Source organism: Abditibacteriota bacterium (assembly GCA_017552965.1).
Classification (GTDB): domain Bacteria; phylum Armatimonadota; class UBA5829; order UBA5829; family UBA5829; genus RGIG7931.
The window spans coordinates 264,238-282,227 of record JAFZNQ010000009.1 but is presented as its reverse complement, the minus strand read 5'-3'; the positions used below and the strand labels follow the sequence as shown (position 1 = coordinate 282,227).

Here is a 17,990-nt window from a genome sequence, read left to right as displayed (position 1 = left end):
AATGCCAAAAAGAACAGATATCAAAAAAATACTCATTATCGGCTCCGGACCCATCGTCATAGGCCAGGCCTGCGAGTTTGACTACTCCGGCTCTCAGGCCTGCAAGGCTCTGAAGGAAGAGGGCTATGAGATAGTCCTGGTGAACTCCAATCCCGCGACTATCATGACCGACCCCCAGATGGCAGACGCCACCTACATAGAGCCTCTGACCATCGAATCCCTGGAAGCCATCATAGCACAGGAACGCCCCGACGCCCTGCTGCCCACTCTGGGCGGCCAGATGGGCCTCAACATGGGCACCTTTTTGAAGCGCGAGGGCATTCTGGACAAATACGGCGTGGAGCTGCTGGGCTGTGACGAAAAAGCCATAGCCAAGGCAGAGGACCGCAAGCTCTTCAAGGAGACCATGGAATCCATAGGCGTCCGGACTCCCCGCAGCGGCATAGCCGAGTCGGTGGAAGAGGGCATGGAGATCATCAGGGAAATAGGCTTCCCCGCCATTCTGAGACCTGCCTTTACCATGGGCGGCGCCGGCGGCGCCACCGCCTACAATATGGAAGAGTATCAGAAGATGCTCCCCAAGGCTCTGGCCACCTCTCCCGTGCATCAGACTCTGGTGGAAGAGTCCGTGCTGGGCTGGAAGGAGATAGAGTTTGAAGTCATGCGGGACTGCGAGGACAACGTCATCGTCATCACCAGCATGGAAAACATAGACCCCATGGGCGTCCACACAGGCGACTCCATCGTGGTGGCTCCCGCCATGAGCACCTCCACCGAGGAGATCAACCGTCTGGCGGACGTGGCTCGGAAGATCATCCGCGCCATCGACGTGCGGGGCGGCGGCACCAACGTGCAGTTTGGTCTGAATCCGGACAACGGGGAGATGGTCATCATCGAGATCAACCCCAGGGTGTCCAGATCCTCCGCTCTGGCCAGTAAGGCTACCGGCTTCCCCATAGCCCGTGTGGCTGCCAAGCTGGCAGTGGGGCTCACCTTTGACGAGATACGCAACGACATCACCGGCAAGACCATGAGCGACTTCGAGCCCTCCATCGACTACATAGTCATGAAGGTGTGCCGCTTTGCCTTCGAAAAATTTGCCGGCGCCGACCCCACTCTGAATACTCAGATGAAGGCCGTGGGCGAGTCCATGGCCATAGGCCGCAACTTCAAGGAGGCTCTGCAGAAGGGCATCCGCTCCCTGGAGACGGGCCGCTACGGTCTGGGAGCCGACGGCAAGGACCTGCTGCCCCGCAGTGGCGCTCCCAGAGACGTGATCAAGCAAAAGCTGGGCCAGCCCAACGCCGACCGCATCTTCTATCTGAAGCACGCCATCGAAAACGGCTTCTCCACTCAGGAGATATACGACCTGAGCAAGATAGACCACTGGTTCATCGAAAACGTGCGCCAGCTGGTGGACCTGGAGACCGAGCTCCTGAAATACTCGGTGGACTCTGTCCCCTTTGACCTCATCAAGACGGCCAAGGAATGGGGCTACTCCGACATACAGCTGGCCTTCCTGCTGAAGACGGACGAGATGACCATCCGGGATCTGAGAGAGAAAAAGGGAGCCTCCGCTACCTATTATCAGGTGGACACCTGCTCCGGCGAGATAGAGGCCGAGAAGCCCTACTATTATTCTACCTATGAGACCCTGGATCAGGCCTATCCCACGGACAACAAGAAAAAGGTCATCATTCTGGGCGGCGGCCCCAACAGGATCGGACAGGGCATAGAATTTGACTATTGCTGCGTCCACGCCTCCTACGCCCTCAAGGAGCAGGGCTACGAGAGCATCATCATCAACTGCAACCCCGAGACCGTGTCCACGGACTTCGACACCTCGGACAAGCTGTACTTTGAGCCTCTCACCCGGGAAGACGTGCTGAATATAGTGGAGATAGAAAAGCCCGCGGGCGTCATAGTCCAGCTGGGCGGACAGACTCCTCTGAATCTGTCTCTGGCCCTGAAGAAGGCCGGCGTCAGGATACTGGGCACCAGCCCCGAGTCCATAGACCGGGCAGAGGACAGGGAGCTCTTTGCCGAGATGCTCCGGAAGCTGGGTCTTAGGCAGACCGAGAACGGCATAGCCGTCAACATAGAGGAGGCCATCGAGGCCGCTCACAAGGTGGGCTATCCCGTGCTGGTGCGCCCCTCCTACGTGCTGGGCGGCAGGGCCATGGAGATAGTCTATGACGACGAGACCCTGACCAACTACATGAAGAGCGCAGTGGTGGCCAGCCCCGAAAAGCCGGTGCTCATAGACAAGTTCCTGGATGACGCCATCGAGATCGACGTGGACGCCATCTCCGACGGCGAGACCACTCTCGTGTGCGGAGTCATGGAGCACATCGAATATGCAGGCGTCCACTCCGGCGACTCGGCCTGCTCCATACCGGCCTGGACCCTGAAGAGATATATAGTGGATGAGATCAAGAGGCAGACCCACCTGCTGGCCGAAGAGCTGAACGTGCGGGGTCTGATGAACATACAGTTTGCCGTCAAGGGCGACGACATCTACATACTGGAGGTCAACCCCAGAGCTTCGAGGACAGTGCCCTTCGTATCCAAGGCCACCGGCGTCCAGTGGGCCAAGGTAGCCACCCGGATCATGCTGGGGGTCAGCCTCAAGGAGCAGGGCATCACCTCCGAGGTGACTCCCGAGCACGTGTGCATCAAGGAAGCTGTGTTCCCCTTCGTGAAGTTCTCCGGAGTGGACTGCATGCTGGGCCCGGAGATGAAGTCCACCGGCGAGGTCATGGGCATAGACCAGAACTTCGGCGTGGCCTATCTGAAGGCTCAGATAGCCGCCGGCAACCGCATACCCGAAAAGGGGACTGCCTTCCTGTCTCTGGCCCACAAGGACCAGAAGCACGCCGAGTATATCGCTTCGAAGCTCCAGAGCCTGGGCTTCACCATCTACGCCACCAAGGGGACAGCGAGAGAGCTCGCCGCTGCCGGTATCGACGGCATCAAGACCGTGAGCAAGATAGGCAACGGGCGCCCCGACCCCACCGACCTGATCATCAACAATCAGGTGGATCTGATCATCAACACTCCTTCGGGCCGCAAGCCCAAGAGCGACGAGGTGCAGATAAGGGCCAGCGCCATAGCCAGGGGCATCCCCATCATCACCACGGTGGCCGCAGCCAGAGCCACCCTTATAGGTCTGGAGACAGCCAGACATCAGCAAACCACAGTGCGCAGCATCCAGAAATATCTGGGACTGTGACGCTATAGACCTGGAGTATCCCGCCCGCAGGGGCGGGACTCCCTTTTTGGAGTCAGCATGAAAAAGATCCTGTGTGTATTTGCCCTTATTGCAGCGGCCTGCAGCCTGATGGCGGCAGAGACCGTGACCTATGACAGGGAGCGGGGCATAGTGGTCAGAGACCCGGGCGAGACCTTCAAGGTGTCCCTCTGGGATGACGCCGTAGAGGAAAACGAGGGCTTTGTGGCGTCGGCCTATTCCCGGGACGGCGAGGCTGTCATCAGCTGGGAAAAGATAGTCCCCGGCGAGACCCTGCGTCTCAGGGTCATCAGCACCGGAGCATCCCGTCCGGATCGGCTCATCAGCCCTCCCGCGCCCGTCAGCGTCCGGCTGCTGCATACGGGCTGGCTCAACGGGTCCCGCTCCGTGTCCTCCGAATACACGGCAGACGCTGCCTTCGGAGGCGAGATGTTCGGAGGCAGGCCGGAGGACTACGAGCCCGCTCTGGGCCGGCTGGGCATCATGCTCTGCGGCGCCGGCTATCTGCGGGGCGGCAAGCAGGACACGGAGGCCCTGGGAGGACTATTGGAGTCCATGGGCTTCCGGGACGTGGAAAAATACAATTATTACGGCGCCGAGCACACCGAGCGCAGCGACAGGGCCGGGATATATCTGGCCCACAGGAAGATATACGACGGCTCCAAAGAGCGGGAGCTGCTGATGTGCGTGGTCCGGGGGACCGTGGCCGGAGAATGGTTTTCCAACTTTGACATAGGCGACACCGGGGCCCACAAGGGCTTTACCGCCGCTGCGGCGGACGGAGGCGCCATAGTGAAGCGCTATCTCTCGGAGCATCCTCTGCCCGCCGGCAGCGTGATAATGCTGACGGGCCATTCCAGAGGCGCGGCCGTGGCTCAGATCATGAGTCTGGGCATAGACAAGCTGGGCTTTGAGAAGGTGTTTTGCTACGTGTACGCCTGTCCCAACTACACCAGACATCCCATGAGAGACAAGCCGGGCCGCTTCAGCTTTATGTATGAAGGCGACCTGGTGCCGGGCATCCCCATGTGGGACTTCGGAGTGGACGGCGCCGTCATAGACTCCGGCTCCTTTTCCACCGACGAAAAGGCCCGGCTGAAGGAGGTCTTCACCCGGGTAGCCGACGGAGTAAAATGCGTGGGCTTTTCCGCGGCCGAAAAAAACAAGATCATCGGTGACCTGACCCGTCTGGCCCCCAATCCCGTGGCCTTTTATCAGATAGTGTACTCAAAAAAGGGCATCATCAAAAAGGTGACTCCCATGACCACCTACGAGTTCTGCGTGGCCATGGGCAAGGCCATGGTGGAGGGCAACCTGAAGGACGCCGTCAGGGTGCCCAAGGATTTTGACGGTATCATCTGGGCGTTCATCCACGACGGAGCCGCCTCGCCCAAGGTCATACAGAGCCATTCCATCGAGATGTATCTGGCCCTGACCGAGGTCTACAACAGCCGTTTTTCCCGCCCCGAAAAAACCGACGGCCCTTAGGCTGCGTCTTTACATATACCCGAAATAAGAGTATAATTAATTATGTATATGAATAATCATCAGGGTATAAAATGGTTGCTGTATATCCCGGGAGCTTCGATCCCATAACCTGTGGTCATCTCGATATCATCGAGAGGGCTGCGCGCATCTTTGACGAAGTGATCATATTGTGCGCGGTGAATCCTTCAAAAAGGTCCATGTTTTCCATCGAAGAAAAGCAGGCGCTGATCAGGGAGGCCACAGAGCATCTCCCCAACGTGCGCGTGGATTATTTTACGGGCCTTTTGGTGGATTATATGAGGGCTCACGGTGTGAAGGTCGCCATCAAGGGGCTCAGGGTCATCAGCGATTTTGAATACGAGCTGCAGATGGCCCTCATGAACAAGAGACTGGCGGAGGACGTGGAGACCTTTTTTATGATGACCAGGTCCGAGCACTTGTTTCTGAGCTCTTCCATGGTCAAGGAGCTGGCCGGCTTTGATTCGCCTCTGGACGCCCTTGTTCCCCCCTGTGTCGTCGAGCCATTAAAAGAAAAAATCAATTCCAAACGGTAGGGATAACGCCATGAGCAAAAATTACAACGATATCAAAGTCAAGAAGGTTTCCGGAGCCTCCTCCGGCAAGAGCGACGCCAGAAGTGAGCTGGCAAAGCTGGAGAACCTGTTCAACGGCCCCTCGCTGGTGGGGTATTGTGTCGTAAAATGCGACGAAGTCAAGGCGCAGATACAGAAGATCAGCGCCAACCTGCCCGGGGAGCTGGAGCAGGCCAAGAGCATCATCAAGCAAAGCGAGATCACTATTGCTCAGGCAGAGAATCAGGCTGAAGCAATAGTCAGCCAGGCCGAGAGGGAAAAGAACAACATACTGCAGGACGCCCAGATGCGGGCCGACAACCTGGTGAGCGAGGACTCCATCACCGAGAGAGCCCGCTTTGAAGCCGCCACTCTGATCAATCAGGCCAACGTGAATATATCCGACGCCCAGACCGAGCTGAACAACTACTCTCTGGACGTGCTGGGGAGCCTGAGAGAGCTGATAGAGAACTATCTGGCCAGCATCAACACCACCATCGACAACATCCAGGGGACCATCGAGAGCAGAGGCGAGATAGAGGCCTCTTATCCCGACGGCTCCTCAGGCAACAGCTTTCCCGAGATCTCCGGAGGAGAGCAGGCTCAGTATGAGGCGGAGGATGAAGCTGCCGATGACGAAGACGATTATGACGAGGAAGAGGACTGATCGTCACCTGAGAAAAGCGAATACAAACTAAGGAGTGTATCTATAATGCCAAACGTAATGGAAAGCATCTACAAGAAAGCCAAGGAAGCACAGCTCACCATATGTCTTCCCGAAGCAGAAGATGTGAGGACTATCCAGGCTGCTGAAATGATCGTCAAGGAAGGGATTGCCAAGGTAGTTCTGATCAATCCTATCGAAAAAATCGAAGAAGCCGTCAAGAAGTGCGGCGCCGACATTTCAGGCTGCAGGATAGTCGATCCTGCGTCCAGCCCCGACTTTGACCGCTATGCTCATCGTTTTTACGAGCTGCGCATGAAGAAGGGCATGACCGAAGAGAAGGCCGTGGAGGTCATCAAGGATCCTCTGCACTTCGGCTGTATGATGGTCAACGAAGGCGATGCCGACGGACAGGTGTCCGGCGCTACACACTCCACCTCCGATACCATACGTCCTGCTCTGCAGATCATCAAGGCGGCTCCCGGCTGCAAGACCGTGTCCGCATTTTTCCTGATGATAGTGCCCGATTGCCCCTACGGCGAAGACGGTGTGTTCATCTACGCCGACTCGGGTCTGGTCATCGATCCCACCGACGAAGAGCTGGCAGAGATAGCCATCCAGTCTGCCAAGACCATGCAGAACCTGTGCGGCATAGAGCCCCGGGTGGCTATGCTGAGCCTGTCCACCAAGGGCTCCGCCAAGCATGAGATCATAGACAAGGTGATCCGCGCCACCGAGATAGCCAAGGAGAGAGAGCCCGGCCTCATGCTGGACGGAGAGCTCCAGGCCGACGCTGCCATCATCGAAGCCATCGGCAAGTCCAAGGCTCCCGGCAGCCCCGTGGCGGGCAAGGCCAACATACTCATCTTCCCCGACCTGAACTGCGGCAATATAGCCTACAAGCTCACCGAAAGGCTGGCCAAGGCCGAGGCCTACGGTCCTGTGCTGCAGGGTCTCCGCAAGCCCGTCAACGATCTGTCCCGGGGCTGCAAGGCTTCCGACATCATGAACGTGGCTGCCATTACGGCCTGCCAGGCAATATATTCAAAATAGGAAGGTAAGATGAAGGTACTGGTACTCAATTCCGGCTCGTCTTCGCTGAAGTTTCAGCTCATAGACACCGACACGGGCAAGGTGATGGCCAAGGGGCTCTGCGACCGCATAGGCATCGACGGCAGCTCCCTCACGTACACCTCCGACAAAAAAGAAAAATTCGAAGGCTATCTGTCGGACCACAAGGTGGCTCTGGACAAGGTCTTTTCGCTCCTCACGGATCCCGACAGGGGCGTCATCGGCGACATATCCGAGATAGACATAGCGGGCCACAGAGTGGTCCACGGCGGCGAAAAGTATTCCGAGCCCGTGCTGGTCACAGACAGCGTGCTGCAGGATATCAAGGAGCTGAGCGCTCTGGCTCCTCTGCACAATCCCGCCAACGCCATGGGCATCGAGGCCTGTCTGGCCGTGATGAAGGGCGTGCCTCAGGTGGCTGTGTTTGACACTGCCTACCATCAGACCATGCCCGACTACGCCTATATGTACGCTCTGCCCTACGAGCTCTACAAGGAATACGGCATCAGACGCTACGGCTTCCACGGCACCAGCCACAAATTCGTGGCAAAGCAGGCTATGGAAATGCTGAAGGAAAAGGGCGTCAGACCCGAGGACAGCAAGATAGTCACCTGCCATCTGGGCAACGGCTGCTCCATGGCTGCCGTCAAGGGCGGCAAGGTCATAGACACCACCATGGGCTTCACCCCCGTGGCGGGCTGCGTCATGGGCTCCCGCACGGGTGACCTGGACCCCTCTGTGGTCACCTTCATAGAGGAGACACTGGGCAAGAGCCCCAAGGAAGTGGACACTCTGATGAACAAGGAAAGCGGTCTCCTGGGCATCTCCGGGCGCTCCTCCGACATGAGAGACATCATAGACAACAAGGAGACGGACCCCAGGGCTATGCTGGCCTTCAGGATGTTCGCCTACAGAGTCAAGAAATACATAGGCTCCTATGCGGCCGCCATGAACGGCCTGGACGCCATAGTGTTTACCGGCGGCGTGGGTGAGAACAGCGAGCCCCAGCGCAAGCAGATATGCTCCGACCTGGAGTTCCTGGGCATAGAGCTGGACCTGGAGCTGAACCATCAGCTGTCCTACGAGCTGGACCCCACCAAGGACGTCTTCTACGGCAACGTGGACCTGTCCGTGAAGAAAAACGGCAGCATCCTGCGCATCCCCACCAACGAAGAGCTGATGATAGCCATGGAATCAGTGGAAGTGGTGGCAGGAGCCAAATAGCTCAGGTATCGACGACAAGGACTGTAATACTCTTGCAGTCCTTTTAATTTGTGTGAATATATGGATCTCAACGCTTTTCCCCAGACAGGGCTGCTCATATTCAGTCTGATAGTCTGCCTTGTGGTGGGGCTTCTCAAAAACTATTACAGCAAGTCTGTCATCAGCACCCGCTCCAGCGAGCTGTATCTCTACAGCGCAGCCACCGCGGGCCTCAGCGCAGTGTTCATCTTCGCCTTCAGCGGCTTCCGGCTGGAATGGTCGGCCTACACCATCCTCATGTCGGTGGTATTCGGCTTTGTGACCATGATACAGAACGTGTCGGTGACCAGGGCCCTGGTCATAGGGCCTTTTTCCTATACCACGGTGTTGACTTCTGCGGGCACCATGATCAGCGCCCTGTCTGGGTATTTCTTCTTCGGTGAGACCCTTACTACCGTCAAGATCATAGGCATGGCCTTTATGCTGGTGTGCTTTGCGTTGTCGGTGAAGAAGGATGAGGACGGCAAGAAGGGCAATCTGGTGTGGTTCCTGCTGGCCCTGACGGGAGCCGTGACCACGGGACTCATAGGCGTGCTGCAGAAGATACACCAGAATTCGCCTCACAAGCACGAGCTGCTGGCCTTTCTGGTGGTGGCCTTTGTGTTCAGCTGGGTGTTCTCCCAGATATTCTTCCTGGTGAGCAAATCAGGCGAGGTCAAGGCGGGGCTGATGCCCGCGGCCAGGAAAACCAAGGGCTTCGTGTTCGGCCTCTTTGCAGTCAGCGCCCTGTGTATCGCCCTCAACAACATCATCAACCTGTTCCTGTCGGGAGTCATGGAGGCGGCGGTATTCTTCCCCGTGGTCAACGGGGTCGGCCTCATACTCGCCATCATCTTCTGTATGATACTCTTCAGAGAGAAGCTGCAGCCCCTTCAGTGGGTGGGCATCGTGTGCGGCGTCATCTCCACTCTCATGCTGTGTATGCCCTGACTCGGTAAAAACACGCTCCCCGCGGCGCAGCCGCGGGGAGCCGGTATTTATGGGGCCTCAGGCTGCCCGGAAGATATGGGCAAAAAAGGCGTTGATATGCGCCACCAGGGCCGACCATATGCCCGGCGCATCCGCCCGGGCCTTTTTGTCCGGAGCGGGGGAGCCCTGTGGCTTGTCGTATGAGGGCTCGCGGGAGACGTCGGGGTCAAAGCGGCAGGACTCGGCCGGATGGTTGAGGGAGCGCTGAGTGCCCTTGCCCACGCCGTTGGTCCACAGCAGCATCCTGTCGGGGTCCCGGTCGCCCTGTCTGTTGTTGGCGACAAACACCCTGTCCGGCTTCAGCATCCAGTGCTCCACGGCTCCGTCGGCATAGGACAGACGGACCACGTCGGGAGCGATCATCTCGGCGGAGTCGGGCACCTGCGTCACCTTGCCTGTGTTGTCGGACTGAAAGAAGGGGGCGGTCAGGATGGTCCTCAGTATCACGGTCCTTCCATCCGCTTTGCCGCTCTGTATCTCGTCCAGCGCTATGTTTTCGTCGCGCAGCAGAGGCGAGCTGCCCCAGGCGGTCAGCAGGGCCAGGACCGAGACGGTGTCCCCGTCTTTGGTCACGCTGTAGATCCTGTCCCGGCATACTCCGGCGCCGGGAGTCTCGAGGGACACCCACTTTGTTTTGTCGGCGCTGCCTGTGAGGAACTGCTTGTCACTGGACACGGTGTTGACCTTTCTCACGTCCTCTGTGAACATTCTCATCTTCACCTTTTTTTCGACGATCGTCACGTCGGCGTATTCCCTGATCAGATAGGTATAGATATCTGTGTCCGTGACGTATTCCTCACAGTATTCGGGAGCGCCGACCGTCGTCCGGGCGAATGCTTCCGGATCTGCGGGGACAGCGACCTTCACGGTGTTGCAGAACGCTCCTGCGGCCAGGGCCAGAAGGCCGACTGCCAGCAGGGCTTGTAATACATGTCTCATGATATTTTTTCCTTGTAAAATACGGCAGCATCGACGCTCCGTCTCTGTTTCCCGTTGTGTTGGGGCAAAATTCTATGCGCCGGCCACCGGTCCCTCTTTCAGGACTTTGGCGATGGTCCGGGTCATATCCTTCACGTCGATGGGCTTGGCTATATGCCCCTGCATGCCCGCCTCCATAGCGTTCCGTATATCTTCCTGAAAAGCGTTGGCTGTCATGGCTATGATGGGGATGCGCGAGAGGCCGGGGTCCTCCAGGGAGCGGATGGCTCTCGCCGCTTCGTAGCCGTTCATCACAGGCATCTGTATGTCCATCAGGATCAGATCTATGGGGCCCGTGGCGGGAGAGGTGAGGGTGTCGATGGCCGCCTGTCCGTTGTCGGCAGTGGTGATGTCAAAGCCCATCTCGCCCAGTATCTCCTCGGCTATCTCCATGTTGATGATGTTGTCCTCCACCAGCAGCAGCCTCTTGCCGGAAAAGTCCGCATTGGCAGTGTCCGCCTCTTCACCGGCCAGAGCGGACGCTTCATCGGCAGGCAGGACAGGAAAGACGAGTCCGTCAATGACAAAGGTGGTGCCTTTGCCGGCGGTGGTGACCGGGGTAATGGTGCCTCCCATGAGCTCCACCAGGCTCTTGGTGATGGAGAGTCCCAGTCCCGTGCCCTGGATGCCGCTGACGGTGGAGGTGCGCTCCCTTTCAAAGGAGCTGAACATATTGGCGGCGAACTCCTCGGACATGCCTATGCCCGTGTCGCTGATAGTGATGGTAAAGGCAGCGGAGCCGGCGGGGGCGTCCTCTGTCTGTTCGACCCTGACGGACACGGTGCCGGCCGGGGTGAACTTGTAGGAGTTGTCCAGCAGATTGATGAGCACTCTGTTGAGGCATATCTTGTCGCAGCGGATAAAACGGTTTCTGATGCGCGAGTTGTCCACGGTGAAGGCCAGTCCCTTGTCGGTCATCTGCTCGGCAAAGAGGTCCCGCAGGTCGTCAAAGAGCTCCGCTATATCCACGGGCTCCGGCTGCTGCTCCTTTTTGTCGTTTTCTATGCGGCTCATCTCCAGCACGTCGTTGATGAGGTCCAGCAGGTGACGGCCGGATTTGTCTATCTTTTGCAGATAGCCCTTCATGACCTCCGCAGAGTCCTGCTTCCGGGCCAGGGCAGTGTAGCCCAGTATGGCGTTCATGGGAGTGCGTATGTCATGGGACATGTTGAACAAAAAGCGGCTCTTGGCCTTGCTGCCCTCCAGGGCTTTTTCGCGGGCGTTCTCCGCCTTGAACTTTTCGTGCTCCAGCTCCATCTGCTTTTTTCTGACGAAGGACAGTATGATAAACATGAGCAGGGAGCCTGCCGTGATGATGCCCACCACCGTGACGGTGCATATGCGGATCAGAGCGTGCATATGCCGGGGATCCCCGTTGAGATACAGGGTCTTGGACATCCATATGATGGCAGAATACATCAGTATGGCAAACAGTATGATGCCGGAATAGGACAGGTTTCTGTATTCGGACAGAGTGTTGCGGTTGATGGTGCGCCAGTAAAAGGCGAAGCCCAGAAGACACCAAAGGGACAGGAGCAGAAAGGACTCCTTGCACATGGGGTCCAGAGCCGCAGGCAGGATGCCCGGTACCAGCTGCACCAGTCCCAGTATGACGGATACCGCCACGCCGACCCATCCCAGGAGCGCGAATGCGGACCTGCCGTCGGCCCTGGCGGACAGCATCGCCGTGAGACAGGTGTAGCCGTAGGCGACTATGGCTCCGAAGGAGGTGAGGTCCACGTACCTGATGAGAGTGTTGCGCCCCAGGAAGGACAATATGATGGACAGGGCCATGACAAACAGTATGCAGGCGTCCGAGTCGTTGAATATGTGGCCCAGTATCTGGTCCTCGGCCATGGTGGACAGGAGACGCATGCTGCCCCGGTAGGAGGCTATGAGGCCCGTGAGGATGGCGCACAGGGCCGTAAAGCCGGCGAGAGCCAGCCCCCAGTCGCCCAGCGCGGCCTTTGCCGCATAAAAGGTGGGCACCGACTCCACGCCCGTCCTGCTGCCCAGGCCGGAGATGTATTCCTGCCAGGAAGCGCAGCCGTCCGGGACCACCGATACGGAAATGACGGCGCAGGCAATGTAGGCCAGAGCCGCAGCCGCTATGGCTGTGATGATCACGGCGTTGCTCCGGGTGATGCTAAAGCTGTAGTGGGCCGTGTCAAAGGAGATGATCTCAAAGCCCACGAAGGCCCAGGGAGCCAGGACCATCAGGCCCAGTATGGCATTGCCCTTGTGGATGCCCAGGGTCCCGTAGGAAAAGAGAGTGTCCGGCGTGACTGCCCCCCGGGAGAGGCATATGACCGTGAGGGCCCCTAAGCCTGCAAAAAGGCAGATGGCCAGCACCGTGTGCAGCTTCTGGAGGAAGGGCTTGGAAAAGATGAATATAGAGCCCACTCCCGCCAGAGCCAGCACCGAGGTGAGCACCTCCTTGACGTAAATGTCCGTGCCGGCTATGTGGTAGTGGGCGCCGGCATGGAACGAGGGGCCGAATATGGTCCTCAATATGAGAAACAGAGCGGTGCCGTTGAGAAACAGTATGGTGATATAGGACACCGTGAGGAACCAGGAGCTGATAAAGGCGTGGTCCCTGCCAAGCAGGTTCTTGGTGTAGGCGTATATGCCTCCCGTGGAGGGATAACGCCTCATGAGATAGGTCATATTGAGAGCTATGACCATCATGATGGCGGCGCCCAGCAGCAGGGACAAAATGGTCCCTGCGGGCCCTGCGGCGGGAAGAAAGGTGTTGCCGGGCATGACAAAGGCTCCCCAGCCCACCATACAGCCGAAGGCCAGCGCCCAGACGTCAACGGGTGACAGGTATCTGTGATACTCTTGCGGTGTGTGTTCTTGGCTCATGTATATCTGCAGCTTGATATCCTTTCCCCGGTCTAATCGACGATCAGGGTCTCCAGAGTCTCAAAGAGAGTCTCCGGCTCCACCGGCTTGCTCAGGTGGGCGTTCATACCTGCCTGCAGGCTCTTTTGCACGTCCTCGTCAAAGGCGTTGGCCGTAAGGGCGATGATGGGTATGCTCCTGGCATCCTCATGCAGGGAGGCTCTGATGGCTCTGGCAGCCTCCAGACCGTCCATCCTGGGCATCTGTATGTCCATGAGAATGGCGCTGTAATAGCCGGAGGGATGGTTTTCAAACAGGGCCAGGGCTTCCTCGCCGTTCTCGGCGTGGTCCACCTGGACCTCTCTGATCTCCAGCAGCTCTGTCATGATCTCGGCGTTGATGAGGATGTCCTCTGCCAGCAGGATGTGCCTGCCCTTCAGTTCGGCCTTGGGCCTCTCCCTGCGGAGCTGCATATTGTTCTTGCGGGCTATGGTCTCAAATTCGCTGATGATATTGGAGGCAAAGAGAGGCTTGGCCAAAAAGCTGTCCACGCCTACGTGGAGAGCCTGGTCATAGATCTCCTCCCAGTTGTAGGAGGTGAGGATGATGACCGTGGTCTCGCTGTCGTAGCGGGACCTGATCTGCTCCGCTACCTGCAGGCCGTCCATCTCGGGCATCTTCCAGTCCAGCAGCACCAGATTGTAGGGCTGCTGCTTGGTGTGGGCCACCTCTACCATGCGCAGGGCGTCAGGGCCGTTGTAGCTCACGTCTGCTTTGATGCTCACTTCCTCCAGTACCATGCGGGCGTGCTCGGCGGATACCTCTTCGTCGTCCACTATCAGCACTCTCATATCGGCCAGGTCCAGATAGCCCGAGACCACGTGATTGCTGTCGGCGTTTTTCAGGGTGATGGTCACGGTGAAGGTGGTGCCCACGCCCTTCTTGGAATCCACATGGATCTCGCCGTTCATGAGAGTCACGATGGTTTGGGTGATGGCCATGCCCAGACCGGTGGAGCCGTATTTGCTGTTTTTGCCGGCCTCAGCCTGGGTAAAGGGCTTGAAGAGCTCATGGTCCACGAAATCCTGGTCCATGCCGGCGCCCGTGTCCTTGATGGTGAAGACCAGGACGCTGTGGTTCTGGTTGGTCTCACGGCGCTCCACGGTAAAGCGGATGCTGCCGGGGGCATCGGTGAACTTGACGGCGTTGGAGAGTATGTTGATCAGCACCTGCTTCAGCTTCATGTTGTCGCCGATGTAGTAGTCGCTGACGCCTCCCAGCATCTGACAGGTGTATTCCAGTCCCTTGTCCGAGCACTGAGACATGACCATGGTGTTGATCTGCTCCAGGGTGTCCCTGAAGGAAAACTCCTCGCTGCGCAGGGTGAGCCTGCCGGACTCTATGCGGCTCATGTCCAGTATGTCGTTGATGAGGCCCAGCAGATGCTTGGCGCTGCTGCCTATCTTGGTCAGGTAATCTCTGGTCTCCTCCGGCAGGTCCTTGTTTCTGAGAGCCAGGCTGTCCAGGCCGATGATGGCATTCATGGGGGTGCGGATCTCATGGCTCATGCTGGAGAGGAAGGTGGTCTTGGCCTTGCTGGCCTCCTCCGCCGTGTCAAGGGCGGTCTGCAGCGCCTGCTGCTGCAGGAGAGACTGGCGGGTCTCTTCGTCCACGTCCGAAAAGCCCATGCACACTATGCCGGAGCTGCCGGGGCCGTGGGATACGCCTGCTATCTTCAGCATGGTGTATCTTTCGCCGGAGGGAGTCATTTCCAGATAGCGGAGAGACAGATTGTTGTTGGCCACGTTGGTCCGCACCGCGTCCGGCTCCACGAACTCGTTGAATTTGTCCCTGTCCTCCGGCGCCACGTGTCTGGCGGAGTAGGTGGTGACGGCGTGTCTGTAGGAGACCACCTGGTTCAGACGGGGAGTGTCGGTGAGGACCGAGTCCTCCCTGTAGCAGGCGGCGGTGTCATTGTCCAGATCCACGTAGAACACGGACTTGTAGTTCCGCGAGAGGGCCATGATCAGGTCGGCAGACGCCTTTTCCATGGTCAGGCGCACGTTTCTGCCCATCTGGGTGATGATGATGCCAAAGAGTATGAGCAGCAATACCGCGGAGGCCACGGACTGGACCAGGCTCCTGGCTATCACCGTGTTGAACACGGAGCCGATACGGGAGCTGACCACGCTCTCGCGCACCAGATAGGTGAGCTGCCAGTCGGTGCCCTTGACGGGCACAAAGGCCAGCATCTCACGGGTGCCCTTGTAGGAAAAGGCTATCATGCCCTTTTTGCCGCCCTGAAAATCCTGGACGGTCTGCTCGTAGGAATAGCCCTGTTCAAAGTCTGCGTTGGCCAGAGCGTTCAGCAGATTGGTCTCGGAGGCCTTGCCGCCCAGCACCAGCTCGCTGAGGGGGATGCCTTCCCGGGTGTAGATGTTGCAGAAGGTGGACTCGGTGTCATGGGTGTCCATGGAGGCGCCCTCCAGCAGCACGCTCATGTCCTGCTCCATAAAGCAGACTGTGAGCCGGTCGCCGCTGACGGCTATCTCCTTGTCCACCGGCTTGGCTATGACCACCGTCTTGTGAGTGGTCGCCACGTTTTTCACGGCCACCTGAGGTCCTTTGATGGTCTTGTAGTCAAAGGGATACTCGTCTATGTCGTACTTGACGCCGGTGGAGGTATAGATGTGGCCCGAGGTGTTGACGAAGGCAAAGCGCTCCAGCTTGAAGAGCTTTTTCATACGGGACTGATAAGCCATGAGGTGCCCGGTGTCCCTGAGGTCCTCGGCGGTCATAAGGCCTACGGCTATGTCTATGAGCTTTACGTTCTCGTTGAGGTTTTTCTCCACTACCTGCTCGCGGCGGACTGCCAGCTCCTCCAGATACATGGAGTTCAGGCTCCTGATGACGGACCTGGTGTCCTTGCCGGCGGCAGACCTCATCCAGAGGGAGCCGAAGACTATGATGGCGGCCAGGATGACGCCGCCGATAATAAGGTATACGAGCGCTTTGTTTTTCATGATATTGTCGTGTCAATGCCTCTCGCGTGTGGTGTCGGCCCGGGTCCCTCGGGGGCAGGCCATAAATATCTATTTATAAATATTATAACACAAATATGACGGTCCTGTCTATGGACCGGGGAGAAAAAAGGAAAAAAGGGCCCGGAGGCCCTGGGTCACATGTAGTAGTCCTTCAGCCTGCCGACCTCTGAGGGGGTGAGGGCCCTGTCAAATATGAGCAGGTCGTCAAAGGAGCCCCGCATCTTGTATTGGGGGCTGTCGGTGCCGTCGGAGCCCAGCCTGAAGGGCAGGCCCGAGTCAAAGGATGTCTGCATGAGGTCCTCTGCGAGAGCGTCAGAGGACTGCAGCTCGAAATTGCAGTAGTAGTCCACTTTGCCGGTCTCTCTGTTCACCGACAGTATCACGTGGGACCAGCCCTCCTCGGGGGCCTCCGGGGCGTAATAATCGAAGTCGGACCTGACCCGGTCTCCGTCGCCGGCGTTGAACTTGAAGGCGCCTCTGTAACAATACACAAAGCCCCTGTTGTAGCCCGAGGCCCAGTCCTTGTTGCCAAAGACCGCCGGGTCTCCCTCCAGGCCCGGGTCCGTCTTCATCCAGAGACATATGGCAAAGCTGTCCCTGCCGAAGGAAAGGCCCGGAAAGGAGAGACTGCTATTTTCGTCCAGGCGGCAGGCCTGTCCGTACCAGCCCTCCGTATAGGCTGCCTTGCCGAGGACTTCGGGCTGAAGCGGGCCGAAGGCGGAGCCGAGGCTGCTGTCAAACATGAGAGCGCACCGGAGGGCCGCCGTGTCCGCATATTTGTCCAGAGCCCGGCTGCCGGAGGGGGTAGGGGCGCTGCTGCGGGGCCGGAGAGCCGGCGCCCGGGGCCTCTGCGGGGGAGACGGATAGTCCCGGAACAGCTTTTTGGGCACGTAGGAATCCCACACGGGATGGGGTCTGACGCCCAGAGCCCGGCAGACTATGGCGGCCAGGTCCCTGCTGCAGAGGTCCAGCCGGCTGTTGCTGCATACGGTCCGGCCCGCCGCTCCGAAAAACACGTATTTTTCTTCGTCCGTGACGCCGCCGTGGCCGGTGCCGATGCCTCCGTGGTCGGCAAGGACTATGAAGAGGGTGTCCTCCAGAATGCCGGCGCCCCTGAGGGCGTCATGGATGATGCCTACGAAGACGTCCGTCTGAGTAAGGGTCCGGAGATATTTTTCCGAGCCGTAGCCCCAGGTGTGGCCCGCGTGGTCCACGTTGTCAAACTGCACAAACAGCAGCTCGGGCTTTTGCTCCAGGATGTAGTCGGTGATCCTGACCGTGAGAGCCGCGTCGTCCGCGGTGGCAAAGGTCACGCCCTGATCCTGCTCCACTATGCCGTAGTTGATGGGGTTCCAGTTGCAAAAGGACCCCAGACGGGCGGAGGGCATGGCCTCCCGCACCATCCGGAAGATGGTGGGATGCTCCCGGTTCTCATAGGTCCGGGCGCTGATGATCTCGTTGGTGAGACCGTGGGTCTGCGGTGTGACGCCCAGGAGCATGGAGCCCCAGTTCTGGGCGCTGATGGTGGGGATGGACGCCCGGCAGCGGGTGGTGTATGCGCCCTGCCGGAATATCCGGTCCATATTCGGAGTGGGGGTCTGCAGCGTGAAGCTGCCGGCTCCGTCTATGCCCACGATGACCACGTGCTTGTACACGTAGCGGTCGGCTCCCCAGGAGGCCGCTGCCGCGGCAAGGACGGCGCAGACGAGAAAAATAAACAGCTTGGTTTTCATCAAATACCTCTTGTATTCCGCGCCTTTATTATAGCACACCCCCGCAAAAACCACAAGCAGGCCCCTGAAGAGTTTTTTTTGCAAATTTGCCTCCCGGGGCGGTGTCTGCTTGAC

General features: G+C 58.4%; 11 protein-coding genes. 7 read left to right on the top strand and 4 right to left on the bottom strand.

Features of this window, described 5'->3' with window-relative positions; genetic code table 11:
* Position 1: 1 nt before the first annotated feature.
* From carB to IK083_02130, 7 genes are all read left to right on the top strand, one after another.
* Positions 2-3,232, top strand: coding sequence for a carbamoyl-phosphate synthase large subunit (gene carB, locus IK083_02160; protein ID MBR4748363.1), 3,231 nt, complete (start codon positions 2-4; stop codon positions 3,230-3,232).
* Positions 3,233-3,289: 57 nt separating this feature from the next.
* Positions 3,290-4,738 carry a hypothetical protein gene (locus IK083_02155; protein MBR4748362.1) on the top strand — a complete coding sequence of 483 codons (1,449 nt, stop codon included), beginning with the start codon at positions 3,290-3,292 and terminating at the stop codon, positions 4,736-4,738.
* Between the two features lie 71 nt (positions 4,739-4,809).
* The gene (gene coaD, locus IK083_02150; GenBank protein ID MBR4748361.1) at positions 4,810-5,292 is read left to right on the top strand and encodes a pantetheine-phosphate adenylyltransferase; all 483 of its coding nucleotides are present in this window, start codon (positions 4,810-4,812) and stop codon (positions 5,290-5,292) included.
* Between the two features lie 10 nt (positions 5,293-5,302).
* A complete protein-coding gene (locus tag IK083_02145; protein ID MBR4748360.1) occupies positions 5,303-5,977 on the top strand; it encodes a hypothetical protein in 675 nt (224 codons plus the stop codon).
* Positions 5,978-6,022: 45 nt separating this feature from the next.
* A complete protein-coding gene (gene pta, locus IK083_02140; GenBank protein MBR4748359.1) occupies positions 6,023-7,027 on the top strand; it encodes a phosphate acetyltransferase in 1,005 nt (334 codons plus the stop codon).
* 9 nt (positions 7,028-7,036) lie between these two features.
* A complete protein-coding gene (locus IK083_02135) occupies positions 7,037-8,269 on the top strand; it encodes an acetate kinase (protein MBR4748358.1) in 1,233 nt (410 codons plus the stop codon).
* 60 nt (positions 8,270-8,329) lie between these two features.
* Positions 8,330-9,238 carry a hypothetical protein gene (locus IK083_02130; GenBank protein MBR4748357.1) on the top strand — a complete coding sequence of 303 codons (909 nt, stop codon included), beginning with the start codon at positions 8,330-8,332 and terminating at the stop codon, positions 9,236-9,238.
* Between the two features lie 57 nt (positions 9,239-9,295).
* Here the strand turns inward: IK083_02130 and IK083_02125 are convergent, their stop codons facing one another.
* The 4 genes from IK083_02125 to IK083_02110 form a co-directional block, all read right to left on the bottom strand.
* Positions 9,296-10,216, bottom strand: coding sequence for a hypothetical protein (locus IK083_02125; GenBank protein MBR4748356.1), 921 nt, complete (start codon positions 10,214-10,216; stop codon positions 9,296-9,298).
* Between the two features lie 72 nt (positions 10,217-10,288).
* Entirely contained in the window at positions 10,289-13,120 is a 2,832-nt protein-coding gene (locus IK083_02120; GenBank protein ID MBR4748355.1) for an amino acid permease, read from the bottom strand.
* Between the two features lie 32 nt (positions 13,121-13,152).
* Entirely contained in the window at positions 13,153-16,122 is a 2,970-nt protein-coding gene (locus tag IK083_02115) for a response regulator (protein ID MBR4748354.1), read from the bottom strand.
* Positions 16,123-16,277: 155 nt separating this feature from the next.
* Positions 16,278-17,876: an alkaline phosphatase family protein gene (locus tag IK083_02110; protein MBR4748353.1), complete on the bottom strand. Its 1,599-nt coding sequence runs from the start codon at positions 17,874-17,876 to the stop codon at positions 16,278-16,280.
* Between the last annotated feature and the right edge of the window lie 114 nt (positions 17,877-17,990).

Excerpts from the sequence above, each read along its gene's own strand:
- carB (MBR4748363.1), top strand. The coding sequence starts at position 2 with ATGCCAAAAAGAACAGATATCAAAAAAATACTCATTATCGGCTCCGGA.
- IK083_02155 (MBR4748362.1), top strand. The coding sequence starts at position 3,290 with ATGAAAAAGATCCTGTGTGTATTTGCCCTTATTGCAGCGGCCTGCAGC.
- coaD (MBR4748361.1), top strand. The coding sequence starts at position 4,810 with ATGGTTGCTGTATATCCCGGGAGCTTCGATCCCATAACCTGTGGTCAT.
- IK083_02145 (MBR4748360.1), top strand. The coding sequence starts at position 5,303 with ATGAGCAAAAATTACAACGATATCAAAGTCAAGAAGGTTTCCGGAGCC.
- pta (MBR4748359.1), top strand. The coding sequence starts at position 6,023 with ATGCCAAACGTAATGGAAAGCATCTACAAGAAAGCCAAGGAAGCACAG.
- IK083_02135 (MBR4748358.1), top strand. The coding sequence starts at position 7,037 with ATGAAGGTACTGGTACTCAATTCCGGCTCGTCTTCGCTGAAGTTTCAG.
- IK083_02130 (MBR4748357.1), top strand. The coding sequence starts at position 8,330 with ATGGATCTCAACGCTTTTCCCCAGACAGGGCTGCTCATATTCAGTCTG.
- IK083_02125 (MBR4748356.1), bottom strand. The coding sequence starts at position 10,216 with ATGAGACATGTATTACAAGCCCTGCTGGCAGTCGGCCTTCTGGCCCTG.
- IK083_02120 (MBR4748355.1), bottom strand. The coding sequence starts at position 13,120 with ATGAGCCAAGAACACACACCGCAAGAGTATCACAGATACCTGTCACCC.
- IK083_02115 (MBR4748354.1), bottom strand. The coding sequence starts at position 16,122 with ATGAAAAACAAAGCGCTCGTATACCTTATTATCGGCGGCGTCATCCTG.
- IK083_02110 (MBR4748353.1), bottom strand. The coding sequence starts at position 17,876 with ATGAAAACCAAGCTGTTTATTTTTCTCGTCTGCGCCGTCCTTGCCGCG.